The 23,794-nt window shown below is 46.2% G+C and carries 17 protein-coding genes; 11 read left to right on the top strand and 6 right to left on the bottom strand.

All coding sequences use genetic code 11. The features are described from left to right. Positions 1–366: 366 nt before the first annotated feature. From FTX54_RS14410 to putP, 3 genes are all read right to left on the bottom strand, one after another. Positions 367–819 (bottom strand): hypothetical protein, encoded by a 453-nt coding sequence (locus FTX54_RS14410; RefSeq protein ID WP_147803761.1) that lies wholly within the window; start codon positions 817–819, stop codon positions 367–369. Then, the gene (locus tag FTX54_RS14415) at positions 820–1,617 is read right to left on the bottom strand and encodes a DUF3100 domain-containing protein (RefSeq protein WP_147803760.1); all 798 of its coding nucleotides are present in this window, start codon (positions 1,615–1,617) and stop codon (positions 820–822) included. A gap of 321 nt (positions 1,618–1,938) precedes the next feature. Further along, entirely contained in the window at positions 1,939–3,420 is a 1,482-nt protein-coding gene (gene putP / locus FTX54_RS14420; protein ID WP_147803759.1) for a sodium/proline symporter PutP, read from the bottom strand. 382 nt (positions 3,421–3,802) lie between these two features. On the opposite strand from putP, the gene FTX54_RS14425 reads away from it, so the two are divergent. Then, on the top strand, positions 3,803–5,251 hold the full coding sequence (locus FTX54_RS14425) for an aldehyde dehydrogenase family protein (RefSeq protein ID WP_147803758.1): 1,449 nt from the start codon (positions 3,803–3,805) through the stop codon (positions 5,249–5,251). Between the two features lie 644 nt (positions 5,252–5,895). Here the strand turns inward: FTX54_RS14425 and FTX54_RS14430 are convergent. Together FTX54_RS14430 and FTX54_RS14435 are read right to left on the bottom strand one after the other, a co-directional pair. Further along, positions 5,896–6,528, bottom strand: a complete 633-nt coding sequence (locus FTX54_RS14430; RefSeq protein ID WP_147803757.1) for a GAF domain-containing protein — start codon at positions 6,526–6,528, stop codon at positions 5,896–5,898. A gap of 6 nt (positions 6,529–6,534) precedes the next feature. Continuing rightward, complete coding sequence (locus tag FTX54_RS14435; RefSeq protein ID WP_147803756.1) at positions 6,535–6,732, bottom strand: hypothetical protein; 198 nt, start codon at positions 6,730–6,732, stop codon at positions 6,535–6,537. Positions 6,733–7,108: 376 nt separating this feature from the next. Here FTX54_RS14435 and FTX54_RS14440 point away from each other — a divergent pair, with 376 nt between their 5' ends. Both FTX54_RS14440 and FTX54_RS14445 read left to right on the top strand, forming a co-directional pair. Next, positions 7,109–8,167 (top strand): glycerate kinase, encoded by a 1,059-nt coding sequence (locus tag FTX54_RS14440; RefSeq protein ID WP_147803755.1) that lies wholly within the window; start codon positions 7,109–7,111, stop codon positions 8,165–8,167. Positions 8,168–9,201: 1,034 nt separating this feature from the next. After that, entirely contained in the window at positions 9,202–9,498 is a 297-nt protein-coding gene (locus FTX54_RS14445; protein ID WP_147803754.1) for a hypothetical protein, read from the top strand. A 376-nt stretch (positions 9,499–9,874) separates the two neighbouring features. On the opposite strand, the gene FTX54_RS14450 is transcribed toward FTX54_RS14445, so the two are convergent. Beyond that, positions 9,875–10,762 (bottom strand): ROK family protein, encoded by an 888-nt coding sequence (locus FTX54_RS14450; protein ID WP_187254542.1) that lies wholly within the window; start codon positions 10,760–10,762, stop codon positions 9,875–9,877. Between the two features lie 762 nt (positions 10,763–11,524). Here FTX54_RS14450 and htpG point away from each other — a divergent pair. From htpG to FTX54_RS14490, 8 genes are all read left to right on the top strand, one after another. Continuing rightward, complete coding sequence (gene htpG, locus FTX54_RS14455; RefSeq protein ID WP_147803752.1) at positions 11,525–13,408, top strand: molecular chaperone HtpG; 1,884 nt, start codon at positions 11,525–11,527, stop codon at positions 13,406–13,408. Between the two features lie 652 nt (positions 13,409–14,060). Then, entirely contained in the window at positions 14,061–15,839 is a 1,779-nt protein-coding gene (locus tag FTX54_RS14460; protein ID WP_147803750.1) for a helix-turn-helix domain-containing protein, read from the top strand. Between the two features lie 679 nt (positions 15,840–16,518). Beyond that, positions 16,519–17,802, top strand: coding sequence for a Zn-dependent hydrolase (locus FTX54_RS14465; protein ID WP_147803749.1), 1,284 nt, complete (start codon positions 16,519–16,521; stop codon positions 17,800–17,802). A 35-nt stretch (positions 17,803–17,837) separates the two neighbouring features. Then, positions 17,838–18,944, top strand: coding sequence for a TRAP transporter substrate-binding protein (locus tag FTX54_RS14470; RefSeq protein ID WP_147803748.1), 1,107 nt, complete (start codon positions 17,838–17,840; stop codon positions 18,942–18,944). A gap of 76 nt (positions 18,945–19,020) precedes the next feature. Further along, positions 19,021–19,560 (top strand): TRAP transporter small permease, encoded by a 540-nt coding sequence (locus tag FTX54_RS14475; RefSeq protein WP_246125622.1) that lies wholly within the window; start codon positions 19,021–19,023, stop codon positions 19,558–19,560. Then, entirely contained in the window at positions 19,538–20,815 is a 1,278-nt protein-coding gene (locus FTX54_RS14480; protein ID WP_147803747.1) for a TRAP transporter large permease, read from the top strand. Before FTX54_RS14475 ends, FTX54_RS14480 begins: the two co-directional genes overlap by 23 nt. 748 nt (positions 20,816–21,563) lie before the next feature. Continuing rightward, positions 21,564–22,841, top strand: coding sequence for a M20 family metallo-hydrolase (locus FTX54_RS14485; protein ID WP_338484984.1), 1,278 nt, complete (start codon positions 21,564–21,566; stop codon positions 22,839–22,841). 211 nt (positions 22,842–23,052) lie between these two features. Then, positions 23,053–23,571, top strand: a complete 519-nt coding sequence (locus FTX54_RS14490) for a YusW family protein (RefSeq protein ID WP_147803745.1) — start codon at positions 23,053–23,055, stop codon at positions 23,569–23,571. The last annotated feature ends 223 nt before the right edge of the window (positions 23,572–23,794 follow it).

The following is a 23,794-nucleotide window of genomic DNA, read 5'->3' on the forward strand; positions in this document are numbered from 1 at the left end:
CGCCATGACGTAAACTGTCCCACCCTGGCCATACGTTTCTGCGGCGTTCGATAACCAACATAATAACAGAAAGTTTGTTTAATAATCAATTTTTTCTTACTATTTCCTTCTTTAAAGAGCTATTCCCAGAAAGGATAGGGAAAGCAGCGATCATCCCTTGAGATAACGATTTTCCGCTTATTAACGACTCTTCTTCCGCTTCAGCGAATTTGCAATACCTTCGTATTCTCTGAAGTTCGAACACCGGTGTTAATAAATCTATTTCACAATAGAAGTTAATCCTGTAAAACCCGAATAAGATGCGCTCATGACAAATGTCTCTCATGAGCGCATGCAGCCTCTTCTGTATCCTGTTGTGAACCTACGCTAAATAATTCCCTGCATCCTTAAAACTACTTCTGCAATTAAAGCTGATCCGATAAAGGTTCCAAGCAGAACAAGGCTTGCGACGATAAGGGTTCTCCAGCCAAGGCGCGCAAAATCAGCCCAGGACCGGCCGATAGCGATGCCTGCATAAGCGAGAATGGGAGTCGTTAATGCCAGAAGTTCCACCTGGGCGGTCCATTCATTAATATAATCCGCTCCCGGAGTCCAGGGAGAAGAAACGATAATACCAATAATCGCAATGTATGCAACGCTCGGAAAATTGATCGGAATCCATTCATTCAGCACAAAACCGGCAAGACAGATAAGTATCAGTACAATCATCCCCGGAAGCGCATCGAGGGGCATGATATCATAGCCGACCCAGTTTCCAGCAAGAGCGGAAATCCCAAAAATACTTAGCAGCAGTGACCATTCCTGTATATTTTTCAACATTTATTTCTTCGCCTCCCGTCTTCTTGCCATAACCGCATAAAGCTTTTCTGTCAGTGGCAGCCCGATAAAGATACTTAAATAGAGACCGGTCGACAGAGACAGCAGGTTGCTCGCCCCTGCAAAGGCGACGATCTGTTCTTCCATATCCGGAAAGGCACCGATCAGCGAGCCGCTTGCAGCAGCCATCATACTGCCGCTCCCTATTCCGGAGGCCATCGCAAAAGATAAAGGATGGAGTGGAGTCAGCGTCGCTAAGAACCCGGCAATCAGCCCCATAAATACAGCTCCAAACACCGTACCAAAAATATAAACAGCCATGACGCCGCGCCCTTCGGCAGAGTTTATTCCATATTTATCCATTATCAGCCCGACGTTCGGCTCCCTGGCTACCGAGTGTGTCATTCCTATCGCTTCCCTGCGCAGACCGAGCATGACAGCTACCGGAAGTGCAAGAAAGATTGTCCCGAGGTTTCCCAGCTCCTGTAGAAGCAGCGCAGGACCTGCTGCAATAAGTTCAGGCAGAGACGGTCCGATGATGACGCCAATTTTAGCCAGAAGCAGTGCCACCCCTAAAATAATCAAAGGTTCTGCATTTTTAGCCTGTTTTTCCGATACAAGAGGAGTAAAGAAAATAATTAACCCGATTATAATCGCGTAAAGCATCGGCAGAAGCAGGACAACTCCCGGTCCTACGTTAAAACTGAACTGCCCGATAGAGTCTGCGAGAATAACAATACCAAATACAATTACATGCAGTTTCCAGTCTTTCCACAATCCATAAGCTTTTTCCTGTGCCATGTCTCCCACCCTTTCCCGGTTTACTATTGCCTGGATACTGGCAGCTTACTGCCATATATCAGGCCTCCATAAATTTAGTCTCTGTTAAAGCATTTAGTCACTGAAACTAATTAATTGTACAGAATTTTCAGATTAATAAGGGAAGACCTGTATCTTTTGGCTTTTCGTTTCCAAAAGTCTTTTTTATATAAACAAGCTGTCCCAAAGTACTTTGGGACAGCTTGAAGAAAAGAAAAAAGAGGAGAGGAGCCATTTATACAGCACCTGCATGGGAGCATCCTCCTCCGGCAGCGCAAAATGCTTGCGCCTGCCGTATTTTTATTAATTACCCTTATTCATTGCGCGTGCCTTTTCAAAATCCGCTTCCATTTCCGCTGTTGGTCCCGGACCGATGTAGCTGAAGATCACTATCATCAATGCAGAAATGATAAATCCTGGTACAAGCTCGTAAAGATCAAAGATTCCTCCGGCTTCCACCTGAACCCAAAGCAGAACTGTCGCTCCGCCGGAAATCATCCCGGCGAGGGCTCCGTTTCTCGTCATCCGCTTCCAGAATAACGATAGGAGAACGAGGGGCCCGAACGTTGCTCCGAGTCCGGCCCAGGCGTAGGCAACAAGATCAAGAACCGTACTGTCCGGATCCTGGGCGAGGATGAGCGCAATACCTGCAATCGCCAGAACGCCGAAACGTCCGACCATAACGAGCTCTTTCTGTGAAGCATTTTTGCGAAGGAAGCCTTTGTAAAAGTCTTCCGCAAGAGCAGAAGAGGATACAAGCAGCTGGGAGTCAACTGTACTCATGATCGCTGCCAGAACCGCAGCAAGAAGGACACCCGCTACAACAGGATGAAACAATACCTGTGTAAAGGAAAGGAAGATAGTTTCCGGGTTATCAAGCGGCTGGTCGGCAAAGTAGGCAATACCTACCAGACCGGTAAATACCGCACCCGTCATTGATAAAAGCACCCAGCCGATACCAATCGTCTGAGCTTTTGGCAGTTCCTTCATGGACCGGATAGCCATAAAACGGACGATAATATGCGGCTGGCCGAAATAACCCAGTCCCCAGCCGAGCAGGGAAATAACGCCGATAAATCCAACTCCGCTGAAGAGCTGCATATTGGCAGGGTCCACACTGCGGACCGCATCAAATGTTGGCCCGATTCCTCCTAAGTCGAAAATAGCTACAACTGGAATGATAATAAGTGCCAGGAACATGAGAATACCCTGCACAAAGTCTGTCCAGCTTACAGCCAGAAACCCGCCGAGGAACGTATAGGAAATAATAACAATCGCTCCTACCCACAAAGCCAAAGTCTGATCCATTCCAAAGGAGCTTTCAAATAAGATTGCCCCGCCGACAAGACCTGAAGAAGTATAGAATGTGAAGAAAATTAAAATAAGTACTGCAGACACGATCCGAAGGGAACGGGAACGGTCTTTAAAACGGTTTTCAAAAAAGTCCGGAAGTGTAATGGAATCATTGGCAACTTCCGTATAAGCCCGAAGCCTGCCCGCTACAAACATCCAGTTAATTACCGCACCGATTGCGAGTCCAATGGCAATCCATGCTTCCACGAGGCCGGAGGCATACAGGGCACCCGGAAGCCCGAGTAACAGCCAGCTGCTCATGTCCGAAGCACCGGCTGATAGAGCAGCAACTCCTGCACTTAATCGTCTGCCGCCAAGCACATAGTCTGATAAATTGTCCGTCATCTTGTAGGCGATCAGACCCAGAGCCAGCATACCAAGAAGATAGACGATAAACGTTATAATAATCGGTAATGTATCCTCAACAAACATCAGTGATTCCCCCTTTAACATAAATTAATACTTATGTCTACGGCCCTCCCCTCAAAAAATGTGGAATTTTTGTTTCTTATCTTATTATAGACGTAAAGATTCCGTAATGCTACAGGAGATTCACAGACAATACTCGTATATGTAAGGAATTTATTTCCTTTATTGCCCGTAAACAAAAAGAAATACCCTTGGAAACAGCCGCTTTTAAAATTTTTTCGATTGAATCCATTTCGTAAGTATATTCCTTGAGAAATATATGCAAATTTACGTAATTTTATATTTAAACGATATGTTTACTCAATTTCTCATAGGGGAATCCAGACTCTGTACTTTAAAAATGAAAGCTCGTTACTCATCGACAGCAAAGAGGAGGAATTACTAGATGACTAATTACAATAAACAATTTATAAATGGAGCCTGGAAAGAAGGATCCAGTGAGAAGACTCTTGAAAACATTAATCCATATTCCCAGGAATCTATTTTTATGATGAATTCAGCATCGGAAGAAGATCTTAACCGTGCCTACAATGCGGCGGCTGATGCTTTTCCTGCCTGGAAAGATACAGCTCCAGCTGAAAAACAGAAATTAATGCACAACGTCGCACGTGTCATGACTGAAAGAAAAAAAGAAATAATAAGCTGGCTTATAAAAGAGGCAGGAAGTTCTTCCGTTAAAGCGGAGGTTGAGTTTGGCGCAGCTCTCGCTATCGTCAATGAATCTGCTTCTTTTCCGCACAGAGTAAAAGGGCAGATTATGGCATCGGACATTCCCGGAAAAGAGAATCGTATTTACCGCTCGCCAAAAGGGGTTATCGGCGTCATCGGACCATGGAATTTCCCATTTCATTTATCTATGCGGTCCGTAGCGCCGGCTGTTGCTGCAGGAAATACAGTTGTTCTTAAGCCTGCTTCCGATACTGTCGTTACCGCCGGTACACTGATAGCGGATATTTTCAAGGAGGCAGGAGCGGCGGCCGGCGTTCTCAACGTCACCGCCGGCCGCGGATCGGAAATCGGAGACGCGTTTGTCACTCATCCTGTCCCAAAAGTTATTTCTTTTACCGGCTCCACCGAAGTCGGTTCCCACATTGCCGAGCTTGCAGGCAGACACATCAAAGAAACCGCACTCGAGCTCGGAGGTAATAATGCCTTCATCGTTCTTCCTGATGCCGACCTCGAACAAGCTGTTAATTCAGCCATATTCGGCAAATTTCTTCATCAGGGGCAGATCTGCATGAGTATTAACCGTCTGCTCGTCCACGAAGATGTATACGATGAATTTACCTCTTTATTTAAAGAAAGAGCCGCCTCTCTTCCTGTCGGTGATCCCGCCGACCAGAATACCGTTGTCGGACCACTTATTAAAGTCGAACAGGTCGAACGGATCCTGGCAGATATAAAAGCTTCTGTCGAACAGGGAGCATCGTTAATTTACGGCGGACAAACTGACGGCACATTAATGCATCCTGCCGTTTTGACAGACGTAACACAGGGGATGCCAATAGCTGAAAATGAGATTTTCGGTCCCGCCGCTCCGATTATCCGCTTCTCCACGGAAGAAGAAGCAGTGAAACTGGCCAATGCCACCCCTTACGGTTTAAGTGGCGCGGTACACTCCAGCGCACTCCACCGGGCAGCAGAACTTGCTAAACAAATCGATTCCGGAATGGTCCACATTAATGATCAGCCTGTAAACGATGAACCTCATGCCGCTTTTGGAGGGGAAAAACAATCCGGACTCGGCCGCTTCGGCGGAGAATGGGCACTCGACAAATTCACGACGGAAAAATGGATTTCTGTACAGTCTGAAAAGCGCAGTTACCCCTTTTAGAACCGAGTCAGAGGTTCCGAAAAAAGCCTGTAAATGACAATCAACAAGCTTAATTTTTTTATATAATGGCTGCCTTGAAAATAAAGTAGGTCCCATTTTGACCATCATTCATTCCAACTGTATAAAGGGGAAATTCCATTCCTAATAAATATTAAGTTCAATTTTTATATCTCAAAAAAGACTGACTCCAGCAAATTTGTGGAGTCAGTCTTTTTATTGGGAAGCATCTACTCAAACTATAGACAAAATTCAGTTTCCTGAAGGGAAGGGCAGCTGCTTAATAGCCGCCCTTTCAAAAATACACTGCCAGTGTTTAACGTTGTTATTCAAGGACGCCTGAGGCCCCTTTTTCTTGATGTGCCCCAGAGAAAGCCTTCGGGTTCCCTTGCATCCGGGAGGATCTTCCCGCTTTCTTTTTCCGCAGGCGTCTTGAAAAATCGCCCTGGCACTGGTTTCTGCCTCGGTACCTTCTTGATTCAACCAGCAGGCTTTCTGTATTGGAAAATCAAAACGAAGCGGAAATCTTCCCGTGGAAGAAAGAGGCTGGAATTAGCTGATAACTTCCCAATCGTCCCCGTGAAAAGGAAAGCAGGCTTGTACAGCAGCGGTCCTAAAAATAAATTTCATCTTATATATACACTGATTTATTTTCTTTCGACTTTCAAACCAACCCAGTTCAGCGCCTCTTCCATAGACGGTTTAATAACGATCTCGTGAGCCATCATCTGCTGAGCATGAAGGGAAACAGCCTGATCCGGCCTCACACCGATGATGATGGCAGTAGTCCCGACAAGCTCCAGACAATTGACGAGATAAAGAAGCTTATCTGTCATGGCTTCTTCTTTTTCCACCAGACCGGAAACATCAATGATCATGTAATCAGCCGTTTCTTCCGTACAGTAAGCAAGTACCCGGCTCAAAATCGCCTCTGCCCGTTCTTCCGTCACCGTACCTGTAAGCGGAAGTATGATTACTCCTTTACCTATTGGCACAAGCGGCACATTAGCTGTCTGCATTTTATGGCGCTCCATATCAACATCTATGACGTACCCGAGCAGTCTGCCCATGACAGAAAACAAATTTATTTCATTTTCTGTGAATTTTCTCGGCTCACTGTCAAGCGCACAAAGTGTTCCGTAGCCTTCTCCACTCTGCACTAAAATGGGAACACCGAGCAGCGTAGAAGCATTAAGTTTCTCAGTCACCTGCATTCCGCCTGTTATCGGATGTATTTGTAAATTTTCAACGACGAACGGCTCACGGCCGTTACATTCGATATACTGTCAGTACGAATCTTCGTAGCTGACCTGATAGCCGGACTCAACTAACGTATATTTATGATTATACGCGTGAACAACTTTCACCTGTTCTTTATCATTTTCAGCAATATAAACTGTATTTATATTCAATATCTCACTGAGACGATGCAGCACAGAAACAGCCGCTTCTCTCAATTCATGATATGAACCGTCATATTTCATTTAGTATAGAGCCTCCTCTTCTGCTTAAAGCAAAGTATTTCCATTGTACCACCCTCATTCCTTTCTGTCTTTATTCACCCTTTTCCAGAGGCTGTCTCAAAAGATATATCGAGACGGTCGGAAAACATGCGATGAGCCGGACAAGCGGTTAAAAAGCCTGTTAGACAGGAATTTGTCTAACAGGCTTTTGTCCGCGCGAAGCCGCGCTCTTATACTTATAGGACAGCTCCAATGAACGTCCAGCAGCGTTGAACAGACCATCAGTTCAAAAACGATAGATTCCGTCTTATTTTGAATTTTCTATTACCGAACCCTACACTCTATACTAATCTAAGCTATAATGAACTTACTACAGACGACCTAAGGAGGAACGCTCATGAAAATAGTTATTGCACCCGGAGCTTTTACAAAATACATTTTGGCGGCCTCTGCTGCAGAAGCGATGAAAAAAGGCGTGCACAATGCTTTACCTGAATCGGAAATTATCGTCCTTCCAATGGCGGACGGAGGTATTGGAAGCAGCGAAGCGCTTCTCTACCACCAAAACTTCACGTGGAGGACCATTTCTATTCACGATCCCCAGAAACAGAAAAAAACCTTTTCCTACTGTATAACGGAAGATCATAAAGCATATATCGATGCCGAGTCCGTACTTGAAGAAGCGCCTGAAACAGCTCACAGCCGCCCGCTTCTCGATTCATCAAGCAGCGGACTAGGAGAAGTCATTTCTGATGCTTCTGATTATACCGATGAAATTATCATATCCCTCGGCCATTCTTCAGCTGCCGATATGGGCTTCGGGATGCTCGAAGTGCTCGGGGCAGAATTTTTTAACGAAACAGGGGATAGAATCACCGGACTTAGTACGAAAGACATTTCCTCCGTTGAAAAAGTTAAGATTGATAATCTCCACTCCCCTCCGATAACAGTGCTGACAAAAACGAGCGGGCCGCTCACAGGTTCTGAAGGAGCGGCAGCCATGACTGGAATGCAGACCGGAGAAACGTCAAGCGTGATTGAGTTTCTCGAACGGGCGATGGATCGTACAGCCGGTCTGTTTCCAGATGGGACCGAATTGAAAAAGAGTCTCGGAGCGGGAGCCTCCGGCGGAACAGGATTTGCCTTCCTTACGATGGGAGCATCTCTCCACAGCGCCGCTGCCTACTCTGCTTCCCAGCATAATCTGGAAGAGCATCTGCAGGAAGCAGATCTTGTTCTGACAGGAGAAAGACGAACAGAATTTGCGCAAGATCTAACAGGTTTCGTCACAAAAACAGCCGAAGCGGCAGGTATTGAAGTCGTTGTCCTTACTTCTCCCGAAGAAAAAGCTTTTTTCTCAGCAGGATCGACAGCAGAAGAACCCGGGGCCGAACCGTATCTGCTTCAGAAAATAGAAGAAACTGCCGGGCTCGCAGTTAAAAGCCGCCTGGACTGAAAACCGTCAGATCACCGAGACTGCAGTTGACTCAATTTCATAATTTACTTTTCAAGTTATTTTAACGAACATGTTACGTAATGGCTGCCTTGAAAATAAAGTATTGAATCGATGAACGTGCGCTTTCGTTTCCATGGGGACGCTTTCCGGGCGGGCCGGCCTCAGCTGATTCCGTCCTCCCTTCCGTCGGGCGGAGTGGGGCTCGTCCTTGATCGCCCCGGAGCCGCCCCATGTCCACTCCAGCTTACGGCAAAAAATACAGATCAGGGTCTGCCTTCTAATAACGAAGATCCCGTTTGATCATTATTCATTCTACTTGTATAAAGGGAAAGCTCCATTTCATAGAAGGACATTTTCATCCCTCATGGTGCAAGGATTTTGCATGAGTGTCTCTGCTAAAGCTCCATGTTGTTTTTGGCGTGCCTGCAGCTCTTTCGCCTGCCGCGGAGAAAGCATGCGTTTTCCCTTGCGTCCGGGAGGATCTGCGCGCCTTCCGCAGGCGCCTTGAAAAACCGCCCTGGCCCTGGTTTTCACCTTGGTCACTTCTTGATTCAACCAGAAGGCTTGCTGTATTGGAAAATTACAACGAAACGGAGTTTTCTATGTTTATCAACAACAGACTTGGTTCTTACGCGAAAAGGGGAACTTGTCTTTCCGGATTACGATGACAGAAAATAAGTCTACTTAAAAAGCTGATGGCCCAGGCTTAAACGATAGAAGGTTTAAAGGTGAAATTATCTTTTTTTGTCAAATATAGTTTGTTTTCCCCAAATGTGCGTAAGAGCCACAGACTTTAACACAGCTGAAAGAATAATAAAAACAGTGGAAGAGCTGAAGCATGTTAAGCTCTTCCACTGTTTCCTGTTTTAAACTCTTTTCCAATGACCACACCTAATTTATCTATTGCAGAAGACCCACATTTTTACACAATATACGATCTTTTGACAGGTCATTTTTCCTGTCTCCCGACCTATAACGTGATACAATAGATTTTGTATTAACATGAACAATCGTTCAAGAAAGGAATGAATCCATTGGCGAGATTACGATCATTTAGAGGAGATTCCTATCAGGGAACTCTCGTCATTCTGGACATTGCCAGAACTGCCGAAGATCAGACGGTTTATTATTCCGGCGTCCTGCTGAGTGAACAGGATGAGCCATCATTTGAGTGGGTGCGCGAAGATGATCCGCGTATCATAGAAGGAAGAGAAAGTCATATGTATGTCAGTCCTTTTCTTAAAAACTTCGGTGGGCGCGTAGGTTTAGGTACAAAACTGCGTGAAATTCTGGAGAATGAGGATTTTCCTGCACCAAGTCAAACCTCATAGAATACATTATAATGAGCGGAGCTGCAATTTTCTCCGCACACTCCTTTCGACCTATACGGGCGGAAGGATTTTTGTTTTTTAAGAGGCTGTTTTATGAGTTATTTAGATGGAAAGTTCGCTTCAACTCTGCCTTGGAATAAATATTCAGGCGCCTGACGTCTGCGAAATCTTTCGGTCTCCTTCTCCACGAGCCGGTTCCTCCTCGTGTTTTTTAGATCTCAGAAAAAATACAAACCGCTGCTCTTTTAACAGCATGAATCATCCCCCCTTTGACAGCCTTCCCAACCAGGCGCCGTCAAGGCCGTTCCTCCCGGACAGCGTACCCATGGAAACGAAAGCTGTCATTTATTAAAGCGGGAATGTCATAAGATCTTTTTTAAATGCGGGAGAGGCTGCCCAGTCCGGCAGCGCCTACGACCCCGACGTGCGCTCCAAGCAGTGCAGGAAGAATGACGACCTGCTCCCGGAGACTGGCATATACTTTTTCACGGACAACCGGCATCAGCCTGGGAATGATGAAGTCTGCTTCGTTCATCACGCCTCCCCCGAGGATTACCGCTTCCGGGTTAATCGTATGTATTACATTGGCAATCCCGCGGGCCGTATAGTCAAGCCAGATTTCGAAAATCCTTTCCGCATCACGGTCTCCTTCTTTTAACAGTGTAAAAAGCTTTTCCGCCCCACCGTGAATCCCTTTTTCTTCGGCTGCTTTTCCGAGTGCTGTACCGGAAGCAAGCGATTCCCAGGAGCCGGAATTCATCCCTTCCTGATAAGGTCCCTGATCTGCAATAATAAGATTTCCAACTTCTCCTGCAATGGACTGAGCTCCCGACAGCAGAGCGTTTCCAACGATGATCCCTGCCCCTACACCGGTACTGATCGTAATATAGACGATGCTCCCGTACCCTTTTCCAGCTCCTGCTGTGAATTCTCCTGCAGCAGCGGCATTCGCATCGTTTTCTACAAGACACGCTCTTCCCAGCACTTCACTAAGCCTGTCTCTTAAAGCAAAACCGTGCCATCCTGGAAGATTGGGGGGATCGTGAAATACTCCGGATTTTGTATCCAGCGGCCCCGGAGCCGCAGCTCCAACTATTTCTTCTGTTACCTCCAGCCATGCTTCAACCATTTTTTTCATCAACATGATTCCCGTTTCTCCATCTGCAGGGGTTTCTTCCCGCTTGAAATCAATCACCCTGCCTTCCTCTACAAGTGCAGCTTTAATAGCTGTCCCGCCTATATCTATACCAATCCTTTTTTTCATAAGACTTCCCTCCACTTCAGATATTTTCCGGAAAATAAAGCAGTGCTCCATTATCAGCTCCTGAGGAAGAAGGTTTCTGCTGCACGGGGCGAAATTTTCTGAAAAAGCAGCAGGAAACGTTCTCCAACCTGAATGTATACATCTTTGAAACATCTTTCAACCAGTATAGCAGAGTTTAATTTTCAGTGTGTCATCACTGGGCTGTAATGATAAAAATACATATTGCCAGGGGAAAACTCTAAAGAAAGCAGTGGTCTCCTCCGCCCGCTGGCTGATAGAACAGAATCAGCTGAGAACAGGCCCTCCGGAAAGCATTTCAGGAAAATGAAGACAGCCATTTACCGAAGAAGAGGCTAATGAACATAAAAAAATCCGCTTTAAGCTGGGCCGGCTTAAAGCGGTAAGGGCGCGAAGCAGCTTGGACAGAGCTGCATTCGCAAAAAGGGGGTTGGACAATGGATACAGAGGCGTTAAGGGTGCGGAAGCTGAATCATCTTCCGGTTGAGCCTCATTCTGTAGCATAATTGTATTATAATACATCGTTTATAAGTCTGTATTCCGCTTCTAAGTCCATTTTCAGCAATTATCCTCCATTTTCGATATTTCCACTTTCATGAACACTTATATTATTCATATATGAATATAGAAATTCACTCTTATAATTGACAATCACAATGAATTTAGTAAAATAATAAATGGATTAGCACTCCGAACTAGAGAGTGCTAATAAACGACATTTTCAAAAGAAAAGGGGTTTCCTTTATGGTACAAAAAGAATTCAAAGCTGAATCGAAAAGACTCCTGGAAATGATGGTCAACTCCATCTATTCCCAGAAAGAAATTTTTCTGCGTGAACTGATCTCCAATGCCAGTGACGCAATTGATAAAATGTACTACCGGGCGTTAACAGACGATACACTCGCCTTTAACCAGGAAGACTTCTACATCCGTGTTTCTGCCGATAAAGAATCACGTACGCTTACGATCGCCGATACCGGAATCGGCATGACCGAGGAAGAGCTGGAACGCAACCTTGGCACCATTGCAGAAAGCGGGTCCCTCGCTTTCAAAAAAGAAAATGAAGTGGAAGACGGCCGCGATATTATCGGCCAGTTCGGCGTCGGTTTCTATTCCGCCTTCATGGTTGCTGACCGCGTTATTGTTAATACGAAATCAGCAGATTCCGATCAGGCCTTCCGCTGGGAGTCCAACGGCGTTGACGGGTATACGATCGAACCCGGAGAGAAAACGGAAGCAGGAACAACCATTACTATTTATATGAAGGAAAACGGAGAAGAGGATTCCTACGATCAATTTCTTGAAGAGAACAACCTCCAGTCCATCATCAAAAAGTACTCGGACTTCATCCGCTATCCTATCCTGATGAACGTTACTGTGCAGAAGCCGGCTGAGGAAGAAAACGGCGAAACGGAAGAAGTCGGGGAAGAACAGACCATCAACAGCATGGTTCCTATCTGGCGCAAAGATAAATCCGAGCTTTCAGACGAAGACTATACGAATTTTTATCACGAAAAACATTACGGTTTCGATCAGCCGCTCAAGCACATTCACATTAATGTTGACGGAACGATCCGCTACAGCTCGATTCTGTTCATTCCGGAAACAACGCCTTTCGACTTTTATTCCAAGGAATTTGAAAAAGGGCTGGAGCTTTATTCCAGCGGCGTACTGATCATGGAAAAATGTCCGGACCTGCTCCCTGATTACTTCAGCTTCGTCAAAGGAATGGTCGATTCCGAAGATCTTTCCCTGAACATTTCCCGGGAAATGCTTCAGCATGACCGTCAGCTGAAAATGATCGCTAAAAACATTAAAACAAAAGTGAAAAAAGAACTGCAGACGATGCTTAAAAACGACCGCGAAAACTACGAGAAATTCTTCCAGGCATTCGGACGGCAGCTGAAGTTCGGTGTTTACAGTGACTTCGGTCAAAACGCGGATGACTTAAAAGATCTGCTTCTTTTCCACTCGTCCGCCGAGAAAAAACCAGTAAGTCTCGCCGAGTATGTGGAGCGCATGCCGGAGGAGCAGCAGTACATCTACTACGCTTCCGGTGAATCAATCGATCGTATCGACAAGCTTCCTCAGACAGAGCTCGTCAAAGACAAAGGCTATGAACTGCTTTACTTCACTGAAGAAGTTGACGAATTTGCGATTAAAATGATGCGGGAATACGAAGGCAAAGAATTCAAGTCGGTTTCCAGCGGGGATCTCGGCCTTGAATCGGAAGAAGAAAAAAAGGAATCCGAAGAAACCGCCAGTGAGCACAAGGAAATGTTCGAAAAAATGCAGAATATCCTTGGCAGTAAAGTAAACGGCGTCCGCCTTTCCAAACGTCTGAAGTCACACCCGGTGTGCCTGACTGCTGAAGGTGAAGTGACGATTGAAATGGAAAAAATCCTCGCTCAAATGCCGGAGAACCAGGGCGTTGAAGCAGATAAAGTGCTGGAAATTAACCATCAGCATGACGTCTTTCAATCCTTGAAAAAGGCGCATGAAGAAAACGACGAAGCCACTTTCGACCTGTATACGAACCTGCTGTACAACCAGGCTCGACTTATCGAAGGTCTTTCTGTAGAAGACCCTGTCGCCTTCACTAACGATGTCTGCCGGATCATGAAATAAATTCTGATAATATATTGAACTGCAGAACATGCCGGCATGAAGAAAAGGCCTCCAGGACACAAGTCCCGGAGGCCTTTTCACCGTGTTGATAAAGTAAAGATAGAGGTCTATTTATTCTATTCCTTGTATTTTTTCCTCCGCTTACCGTCGGAAGTTTGCCGCAGGGGCCTCCAAAAACAATACAGAGCTTTAACAGAGACACTCATGCAAAAAGCCTTGGACCATGAAGCATGAAAATGGTCTTCTATAGGAATGGACCTTCTTCTTTATACCGGTGGAATCAATGATGTTCAGGAACGGGGTTTTTCTATGAAAAGGCAGCTCCTGCTCTGGCTTTTTACCGTAAGCTGAAGAGGACATGGGGCGGCTCCAGGGCGATCAAGGACGAGCCCCACCCCGCCCGACCGGAGGGTGGAAGGGATTAGCTGAGGCCGGCCCGGAAAGCGTCCCTATGGAAACGAAAGCGCCCGTTCATTGCTTATCTCCTTTATTTTCAAGGCAGCCTTTGGTTAAGAGCGGAGTTTTCCAGAATATTTATCACGCGCACTATCAAAAAGGAAATAATAAACACCTGCTCTTCTCATTAATTACCAGCTTTACTCCCTGAATTTTTAAGCTATAATCTAAGTACTAAGAAAGGGGGACAACGCCCATGGATACAGAAAAGAAACTGCTCAGCCTGATCAGCTCCACGCGCGTCATGACATCAACCCTTGATTTGGACGAAGTTCTTCATCAGCTTATTAGAGAAGTACTGAATGTCATTGATGGAGCAAACGCCAGTGTCCTGTTTTTATATGACGAAAAAATTAATAAACTTTACGCAAAAGCCGCCGTCGGTTTTGACATGACTTATCTGCGACACGCAAGGCTCGCGCCGGGAGAAGGGATGAGCGGCTCCACATTTCTCGCAAAGAAAGGCCAGATTTTCCTCTCGCAGGATGATACGTTTCAGCATATGAATAACATCAGTCCTGAGACGAAGGAATCCTACACCCGTTCGCTCGGAGAATATAAACTGCCTACAAGTGCCCTTTCCGTCCCTCTAATATCAAAAGGAGACTGTATCGGCGTACTGACTGTGGACATTTACGAAAAAAACGCGAAGTTTGATAAGCAGAATCTTAAACTCCTGGAAACATTCGGTGCCCAGGCAACGATTGCAATCGAAAATGCGACACTGTTCTCACGCAACGAGCGGACGACGAAAATTCATGAGAAGCTGTCTAAAGCTGCGATCTCCCAGGGCGGGGTCAAGGAAATTACGAAAACCCTCGCTGAACTAATTGAACATGGAGTCGTTGTTTACAATGAATTTTTTGACCTTCTTGAACCTTCTTCCTATCAAACAGGCAAAGATGCAGAAAAGCTCTTAGAATCGCTGGGTGATAGTATCCGCGACTATATATCAGAAGACCACGTCTCCTCCGCCTCCACCTCTATCTATGAAAGACCGCTGGAGGCCGTGCACTTCCCTATTAAATCAGATGCTTACACAATCGGCTACTTAACCATTCTCCTCCATGATCACGAAACGCTGGACCCGCTCGACCGCTTTGCTATCGAACAGGCAAGTCTTATATTCGCCCTCGAAATGGCGAGACAGGAACGCACTGCTCTCAATGACCTTAAGCATTCCGGCTATGTCCTTGACCAGCTTCTCCACAGTGAATGGAATGAACTTTCGATGAATCAGATCGCAAAGCTTCCGGCTTTTTCTTCGGAAAAATGCCAGTACGTCATTGTGCACATGGCAATTGATGATCCTATGCTTTCTTTTCACAATCTTTCTGCACAAAAAAATCAGCTGCTTCGGCTTATTTACCGTGAGGTTTTCTCCTACCGCTACAAAGCATTTGTCCTTGATCAAACGAGGGAAACGACTTTTCTGTTCGCTGCACCGGAAGACGTAAGTGAAAAAAAACTGCATGAAGAACTGGGAATTCTTTTCAGAACTATTCAGTATCGTTCGCGGGAACGCTTTGCCCTTTCTATTTCTGCAGGGCTCGGCCGGACGGTGAAACACCTGCGTGACATCAGGACCTCCCACCGTGATGCGAAAAAATGCGTGGATTACATTCAGACGAACCCTCAGTCAGAGAAGCTCGTGAGCTTTTACGAACTCGGCATCCAGCGTTTGTTTTTAAATACGGAATGGAACGAACTTGAGGATTTTGTCAGCGATACGATCGGCCCCCTTCTTCAATATGATAAGGCTCATGACACCATGCTTTTTAATACGATGCAGACCTATCTGGAAACCACTTACAATATTACCCGTACTGCTAAAGCGATGTATGTGCATCCCAACACTGTAAAATACAGGCTGCAGGTTATTGCTTCTCTTTTTGAGCAGCCGGTCCTTCAGGGAAAAAAGGCTTTCGAAATGCAGCTGGGCATATATATTTATCACTATTTAAAAGGAAAATAACCGCCCGCTTCAAAGAAAAACCCCCTTAAAAATAAAACAACTGAATCAATTTCATAACATACTTTTCAAGTTTTTTTAACGAACATTTTATCAATTTACAGTGTAAATATTCGTCTATGAAATCGGATGATTGAAACGTAAGACAGCGACTCCGGCGGGAATAAGCGAAGTCTGAAAATCCATTCTTCCAGTGTACAGCACTGGAAGAATTAGTTGAAGACGAGCCCCGCGGAAAGCGTCCGTCTGAAGTGGAAATCATTCACCATGTTCGGAAATCTCATTCTTACAGCGACTTATGAAATTGATTCAACTACATAAATTGAACTCCATATTATTTATATAGATAGAAGGCATGACCACGAAAGCGGTCTTCTCTATCGAAGGAGAGAAGGATGTTCTCATTTTTAACGGCAGACCATTCTTGCAGGAAGAGCAGAAAAGGAGGACAGCCCGCTCGACCCTGCGCCCCCATGGAAACAAAAGCGGCTGGTTACAGAAGTGGAGACTAATTATTAAGTTCAACATGCACATTTCAACAGAAATAGAGAAACAGCACTGCTCATTGTCTATTTCAAACAAAAATAATGCTGAACGTTTGTGAATAAATGCTGTATCTGATTATGTGAAATTATCTTATAATTTAGAAAACATACAAAACTAACTGTTGAAGGAGGCTGCTATGTACAAAAAATTACTCGATCATTACGATTCCTCCCTCACTAAAAACGGGGTCGACGGGGAACGCCTGGCATCGAGGCTCGATGCTCTCTCTAAAATCGGTCTGACAGAAGATAACGGAAGCCGCCGCATTTCGTTTTCCCCCGAAGAACAACAGGCTAAAGACCTTGTCAAAGGCTGGATGGAAGAAGCCGGCTTAACCGTAACGCAGGACGGTGCAGCCAATGTTATCGGCAGGCTCGGCGGCAGCAGCTCATCCAAAACGATCATGGCCGGCTCCCACCTCGACAGCGTACCGAATGGCGGCCATTTTGACGGACCGCTCGGCGTGCTCGCTGCTCTTGAAGTAGCCCAGGCCTGGAAAGACAGTGGTTTTCACCCTGAAAAATCCTATGAAGTCATCATTTTCACAGATGAAGAAGGCTCCCGTTTTAACAGCGGGTTAACCGGGAGTCAGGCGATGACCGGTCAGTGGAGCGAAGAACAGAAAAGCAGTCTCACCGATGCTGTTGGCAGAACATTTACGAGTGTTCTAAAAGATAATAACCTGAGTTTCCAGACGTTCCATGAAGCAGAACGGGACTTTTCCGACATCGAAGCCTTTGTGGAAGTTCACATTGAGCAGGGAAAGCGGCTGGAAAAAGAAAACCTTCCGACCGGTATTGTCGAAGGAATCGCAGGACCTTCCTGGCTGAATATCAGTTTTCACGGAAATGCCGGCCACGCTGGAAATACACCGATGGATGACAGAGAGGATGCCCTCATTGCAGCCGGCCAGTTTATCAGTGCTGTTGAAAACCTGCCTCCGCTCATCAGTCCTTCCTCCGTCGCTACAGTCGGAAAACTGGACGTAAAGCCGAACGGTGTCAACGTTATTCCGGGAGAAGTCTATCTGACTGTCGACGTCCGGGATATTCACGAAGAGACCCGGGACAAGCTCCGCGACTCCGTGCTGCTTTTAGCTGAAAAAATAGCTGAAAAGCGGAGGATTCAAGTAGATACAAAGGAAGTAATGTACGTTCAGCCGGTTCAAGTAACTCAAAACATGCAGCAGAAAGCCGGCAGAGCAGCCGAAGAAGTCCTCGGCAAAAAACCATTTTTTCTTCCGAGCGGTGCCGGTCATGACGCGATGATGATCGGAAGAAAAACCGATGTGGCAATGCTTTTCACAAGAAGTAAAGACGGGATCAGCCACAGTCCCGAAGAATGGTCGTCGCTCGATGACTGTGTTCAGACCGTTCATGTCCTGAAAAAGCTGATCGAATCGCTTAGTTACGTTAAATAGATTCAACCATAAACTACTTAAGAGGAGTGGGCATCATGAAAAAAACGTACAGCTTAACTGCAGGAGCCGCCGTGTTCCTTTTTCTCAGTGCATGCGGAGTCGAAAGCGGCGAAACTAACAACGCTGCCCAAGACAACGAAGAAACAAATAACAGCACAGATAACGCCGCGGAGGAACCGGAAAATGACGAAGCATCAAATAACAGTGCAGACGCTGAACACGTCTGGCAGCTCGGCTGGAACTCCGGTCTGGATGACGATTCCAAGGGAGAAGCAGCCAAAGCGTTTGCCGAGTATGTAAACGAAGAGTCGGACGGCCGTATCGATATTGAGTTTTTCCCGAACGAAACGTATGCCACTTCTCCGGAAATGATCGAAGCTGTTCAGGTGGGGGCTCTTGATATGGCGCTGCCCGGGGCCAATGAACTGGCCGGCGTCGTTCCTGAATATGCCGCTTTATCCCTTCCCTTCCTTACCGAAGGATTCGACGAAGCCCATGCCGTTCTTGACGGCCCTGTAGGAGACGATTTGAAGGCTATGGGAGAAGAAAACGGCTTTATCACATTGAACGATGTGGAAATCGGCTTTGCACAAATTACAAATAATGTCCGTCCGATTGAAGAGCCGGAAGACATTGAGGGGCTTACGATCCGCTCCCCTAACGACGTCAGCCTGATCGAAACGTTCAATGCTCTCGGAGCTTCCGTTTCCACGATGGCTTATACGGAAATCTACAGCGGTCTCTCCCAGGGTGTTATTGACGGACAGTTCAATCCGCTTCTCAGCATTTATGACCAGAATATGCAGGAAGTTCAGGATTACCTTTCCATTACGAATCACACGTATTACTATTCCTATATGATCATGGACGACGAACTGTTTAACGGGCTTGATGAAGAACTGCAGCAGATCGTGCGCGACGGTTCGGAACGCGGACGGGACGCAGCACGCGAATTTATCGCTTCGGAAGAAGAAGCGGCACTGGAACGGGCCGAAGACGAGTTTGAAGAAGTTACTTACCCGGATCTGCCTCCTTTCCAGGAAGCAGTAGAACCTGTCTATACCGAAGTGGAAGATGTCATGGGAGCTGAGATTATTCAGGATATGAGAGATTTCCTCGAAGAGTACCGGAACGATCAGTAAAGAACTACAATAAGTGCGGAGACAGAGGCCTTTCGACGCAGGCCTCTTATTCGCTTAATGAAGGAGGCACCAGCTCATGCCGCAGGAAGAAAAACGCCCCCCGCGCGGAAAAGTTGCCGTCATCATGCGTTATATTGAAGGAGTTTCCTCGTTTCTGCTGGCGGTGCTGACGGTCGTCGTATTCAGCGAAGTGCTGAGCCGTTATGTTTTCCAGACACCGCTCGTTTTTTCCAATGAAATGACCCAGCTTTTGTTTCCGTGGATGATTTTTGTTGCTGCAATTGCCGTAACCCATGATGATGCCCATCTGTCCGTCTCCTATTTCCGGGACAGGCTCCCCTACTTTATGCAGAAAGGCCTGTACATGTTTTCTAAAGTGGTCATGCTCATATTCTCTGTCTTTATGATCGTATCGAGCATGCAGTTTGTCGGCAATGTTTCGGGCCAGGTTATGCCGGTGCTTCGTATTTCAAGCGGCTGGCTTGCCTCTTCTGTCGTCTTTTCGTTTATCTTCATCAGCCTTGTACTTATTTATCAAATTTATTTAATTTCCACGAACAAAATGCTCGTGCCGGGAGAGGAGGAAGCCTACCTTGATATGGATAATGATCGCTAGCTTTTTTCTATTAATTATTCTCGGTATACCGATCGCCTTTGCGATGGGTGCTTCCGCTCTGATGTATATTGTCGTAGCAGGTATTCCTCTGGAAATGCTTACACAGCGGTTCTTTTCCAACACCCAGTCCTTCGCCTTTCTTGCGATCCCTTTTTTCATACTGGCAGGAAACCTGATGATCCACGGCAACATCGCCCAGCGCATTATCAGCGTGGCTGATTCCATGGTCCGCCAGCTCCCGGGTGGTCTCGGCTGTGTCTCCGTTGTCACAAGTATGGGAATGGCTGGCGTATCCGGTTCGTCTATTGCTGATGCAGCTTCTACCGGGAGCGTGCTCATTCCGGAAATGAAAAAGAAGGGTTACAGTGCCAAGTTTGCGGCCTCGATCAACGCTTCCAGTTCCGTTGTCGGCATTATCATTCCCCCAAGTTCGACGATGATCATTATCGCCTGGCTTGTCGGATCAGACATTTCCGTTGGTGAAATGTTTATTGCCGGCATCGTTCCCGGCATTCTCATAGGAATTGCCTATTTAATAACTACCGTTCTGATCGCATTGAAGCGGGGCTATCCAAGTGAAAAAAAACCGACACTAAAAGAATTTCTATCCAATCTACGCAGAGCTTCCCTCGCCCTTCTGCTGCCTTTTCTATTAATCAGTGCAATTATTTTCGGGGTGGCAACGGCGACCGAAGCAGCCGCTCTTGCAGTTGTTTATGCGCTCCTGCTCGGTCTTTTCGTTTATAAAACGCTGAACTGGAATAACATTGTCAGGTCTTTAAAAGAATCCGCCCACGGGACGAGTATCGTCATGGTTACAATCTGTGCGTCGATGATCTTTACGTGGGTACTCATTTCCGAAGGGATTCCACGGATGATTTCCGATGCGCTCACCGGACTCGGCCTCCCTTCGTGGGGACTTCTGCTCGTACTTGTGGCGATTATGCTCGTAGCCGGAATGATTATGGAACTTGTCCCGAATTTATTTTTGTTTATTCCGATTTTCATGCCGATTGCAACTGACATCATCGGCATGGACCCGATGCACTTTGCGATGATCATGCTCGTCACCTTCGCCCTCGGTATGTTCACACCGCCGGTCGGCGCGACGCTTTTCATTTCCTGCTTCATTGCCAAAGTAAAAATAGAAGAAACGGTCATGGATGTCCTTCCGTACTTTCTTGCAGGCGTAGCTGTCGTATTAATTATTTCCTTCTTTCCATTCACCGTTCTTCTGCTGCCTTCGCTGTTTTAGCGAAAAATATTTGAAGGGTGGTTCGGTATTCAAGAGCCATATAACAAATAACAGATCAGCAAATGTTTTAACACCCTCAGCCAAAGGAGAAGTTTTTATGCTCCTTTGGCTCCTTTTATGTGTTTCTGTAACTGCCGGAGAAAGAATGGGATGATTTAGGGGCGATTGAGGCGGCCCGCCCGGAAAGCGTCCCTGTGGGAACGAAAGCTTACGTCTATCGCTTATCTGCTTTATCTTCAAGGCAGCTTATTTTTAAGGTATACACTTATGCAAAAGCCTTGCACCGTGAAGGAGGAAAAACCCTTCTACAGGAATGGAATTTCCCATCTGTAAAAGTAGTATGAATGATGTTCAAGAAAGGATTTTCTTTATTAGATGGAAGATACTTCACTATCTTTTTACCGTGAGCCGGAGTGGAGATGGGGCGACTCCGGGGCGATGAAGGACGAGCGGAAGATCCATTCCGTCCGACGGAAGGGAGGGCGGAATTAGCTGAAGCCGGTCCGCCCGGAAAGCGTCCCCATGGAAACGAAAGCGCACGTTCACCGATTTTCTACTTTATTTTCAAGGCAGCTTAAAACTTAAGTTCAGCTAATATAATTACTGGGATTTTTTTATTTCCATTCTCTTGCTGCGATTTTAACTACATTTAACCTTTCCCCCAAAGTGGTAAATAACGGTATATCTTATTAAGCTGAATTATTTTATAATTTAGATAATATGGTATGCAAATTAAAGGAGGATGACTATGTACGATAAACTCGTTCGCTCATATAACAAAGAACTTTCCTATAATGGAGTCGAGGGAGAACGAATTGCCAGACGACTTCACGCTATTTCCCGCATCGGCAGGACAAAGCAGGAAGGAAGCCGGCGGCTTGCTTTTACGCCGGAAGAAACCGAAGCCAAAGAAATGGTCTGGGAATGGATGGAAAAGGCAGGGCTTCAAGTTCGAAAAGATGGAGCTGGCAATATTATCGGCCGGTTTGAAGGGAATTCTTCTCAGACAATTATCTCCGGCTCCCATTTAGACAGCGTCCCGAACGGCGGACATTTTGACGGCCCGCTCGGCGTCCTTGCTGCTCTTGAAGTAGCCCAGGCATGGAAAGATACCGGTTTTAAGCCGGAAAAATCATATGAAGTCGTCATATTTACAGATGAAGAAGGTGCACGTTTCCGCAGTGGATTTACAGGCAGCCAGGCAATGACCGGCCTCTGGGAACAGGAGGTAAAAGAAAAGCTCACCGACGAAAATGGTAAGACTTTTTCCCAGGTTCTTCAGGAAAACGGACTGAGTTTTGATACGATGCGCAGTGCAGAACGCGATTTCCGATCCATTGAAGCTTTTATCGAAGTTCATATTGAACAGGGCAAACGTCTCGAAAAGGAAGACCTGCCGGTAGGTATCGTCCAGGGAATTGCCGGTCCCTGCTGGCTCAACGTCCGGTTCCACGGAACAGCAGGGCACGCCGGCAACACGCCGATGAACGACCGCAGAGATGCCCTTGTCGCCGCCAGTCAGTTCGTACAGGCTGTGGAAGAGCTTCCCCCTCTTATCAGCCGTTCCTCTGTCGCTACCGTCGGAAAAATGGAAGTATCACCGAACGGCGTGAACGTGATCCCGGGTGAAGTCAACCTCACTGTGGATCTGCGTGATATTCATGAAGGAAACAGAGATAAGTTAAAAGAGGCTGTACTTCTGCTTGCTGGTAAAATAGCCGACACAAGAGGCGTGACAGTTACAACAGAAGAAAAAATTAACGTCACTCCCGTGCAGGTAAACAGGGATATGCAGCAAAGAGCAGCACAGGCAATGTATGATACGTTAAAGCAGGAACCATTTTTTCTTCCGAGCGGAGCTGGTCACGACGCCATGGTCATGGGGCAGAAAACAGATATTGCAATGCTTTTTACGAGAAGCAAAGACGGTGTCAGCCATACCCCGGAGGAATGGTCTTCCCTGGATGACTGCACCCAGACTGTTCATGTACTGAAAAAGCTGATAGAAGATCTCTGCAGAAACTGACTACAGGAATCATTTTCTCCACAAAATCCTCTGACTTTACGTTTATTGTCTGCATGGCGGGGGTAAGCTCTCTTAGTAGAGATAAAAATAAGCTTCGTTAAAGCTTCCTGCTGCCTCACATTTCTTGGCGTTAACCGGCTTTTAAAGTATTTTCCCCCGGACTATGCAGCAACGAACGCTAACAGGCCAGAAATAAAGGATGAGATAGAAAATGAAAAAAATAGCTCTTAGTCTAACAGCCTCCATGTTTTTTTTAGGAGCTTGCGGAGAAAGCAATAACGAAGAAACTCCCCAAGCAGAGGAGCCGGAACTGAACATAGGGAATGGAAACGAGAACGATCCGGAACCGTTCAACGGTGATTCCGTATCCAATGATGAAGACGAAATCGACTCCATTCTCCAGCAGGGAATTGGTGTATTTGAACTTCACATCACGCTTGTCGATGAAAGTGAGTGGAGTTTTACTTACACACCCCCTCAGTCAGCGGATGAACAAGCGGACGCAATGATCCACAGCGAAGAAATTGATATCCAGGGAGAAGCAGCGGCATCAGAAATGGAAGAGCTGCTGGCAGATCTTCATTTTGATGCAGCCAGTGATATGGAAGTTATTACAGAAGAAATCGCGGAGACATTCGATTTTAATGAGGGAGATATTCAGGAATATACGTTAATGATCCACTTCCCGCAGCAGGACAGCCCGACCGAATGGACCTATAACCAGGGGTGATCATACCAGCTGCCTTTATCCAGACATAAGGAAGGTTAACCTCTGTACAAAAAAAGAAACACTCCGCTCCCGCTAATAAAATAGTAATATAGTAAACCCCCTCCGGCCTACAGCTGTTAGAGGGGGTTTTCGCCTATGCAGCCCTTGCTTAATAAGAGGAATGGCCTGGCTCCTGTGAAAAAAGAACAGCCATTCCCCCTTTTATTAGTTTCTGCTTCTGCAG

Source organism: Alkalicoccus halolimnae, assembly GCF_008014775.2.
Taxonomy (GTDB): Bacteria; Bacillota; Bacilli; order Bacillales; family Salisediminibacteriaceae; genus Alkalicoccus; species Alkalicoccus halolimnae.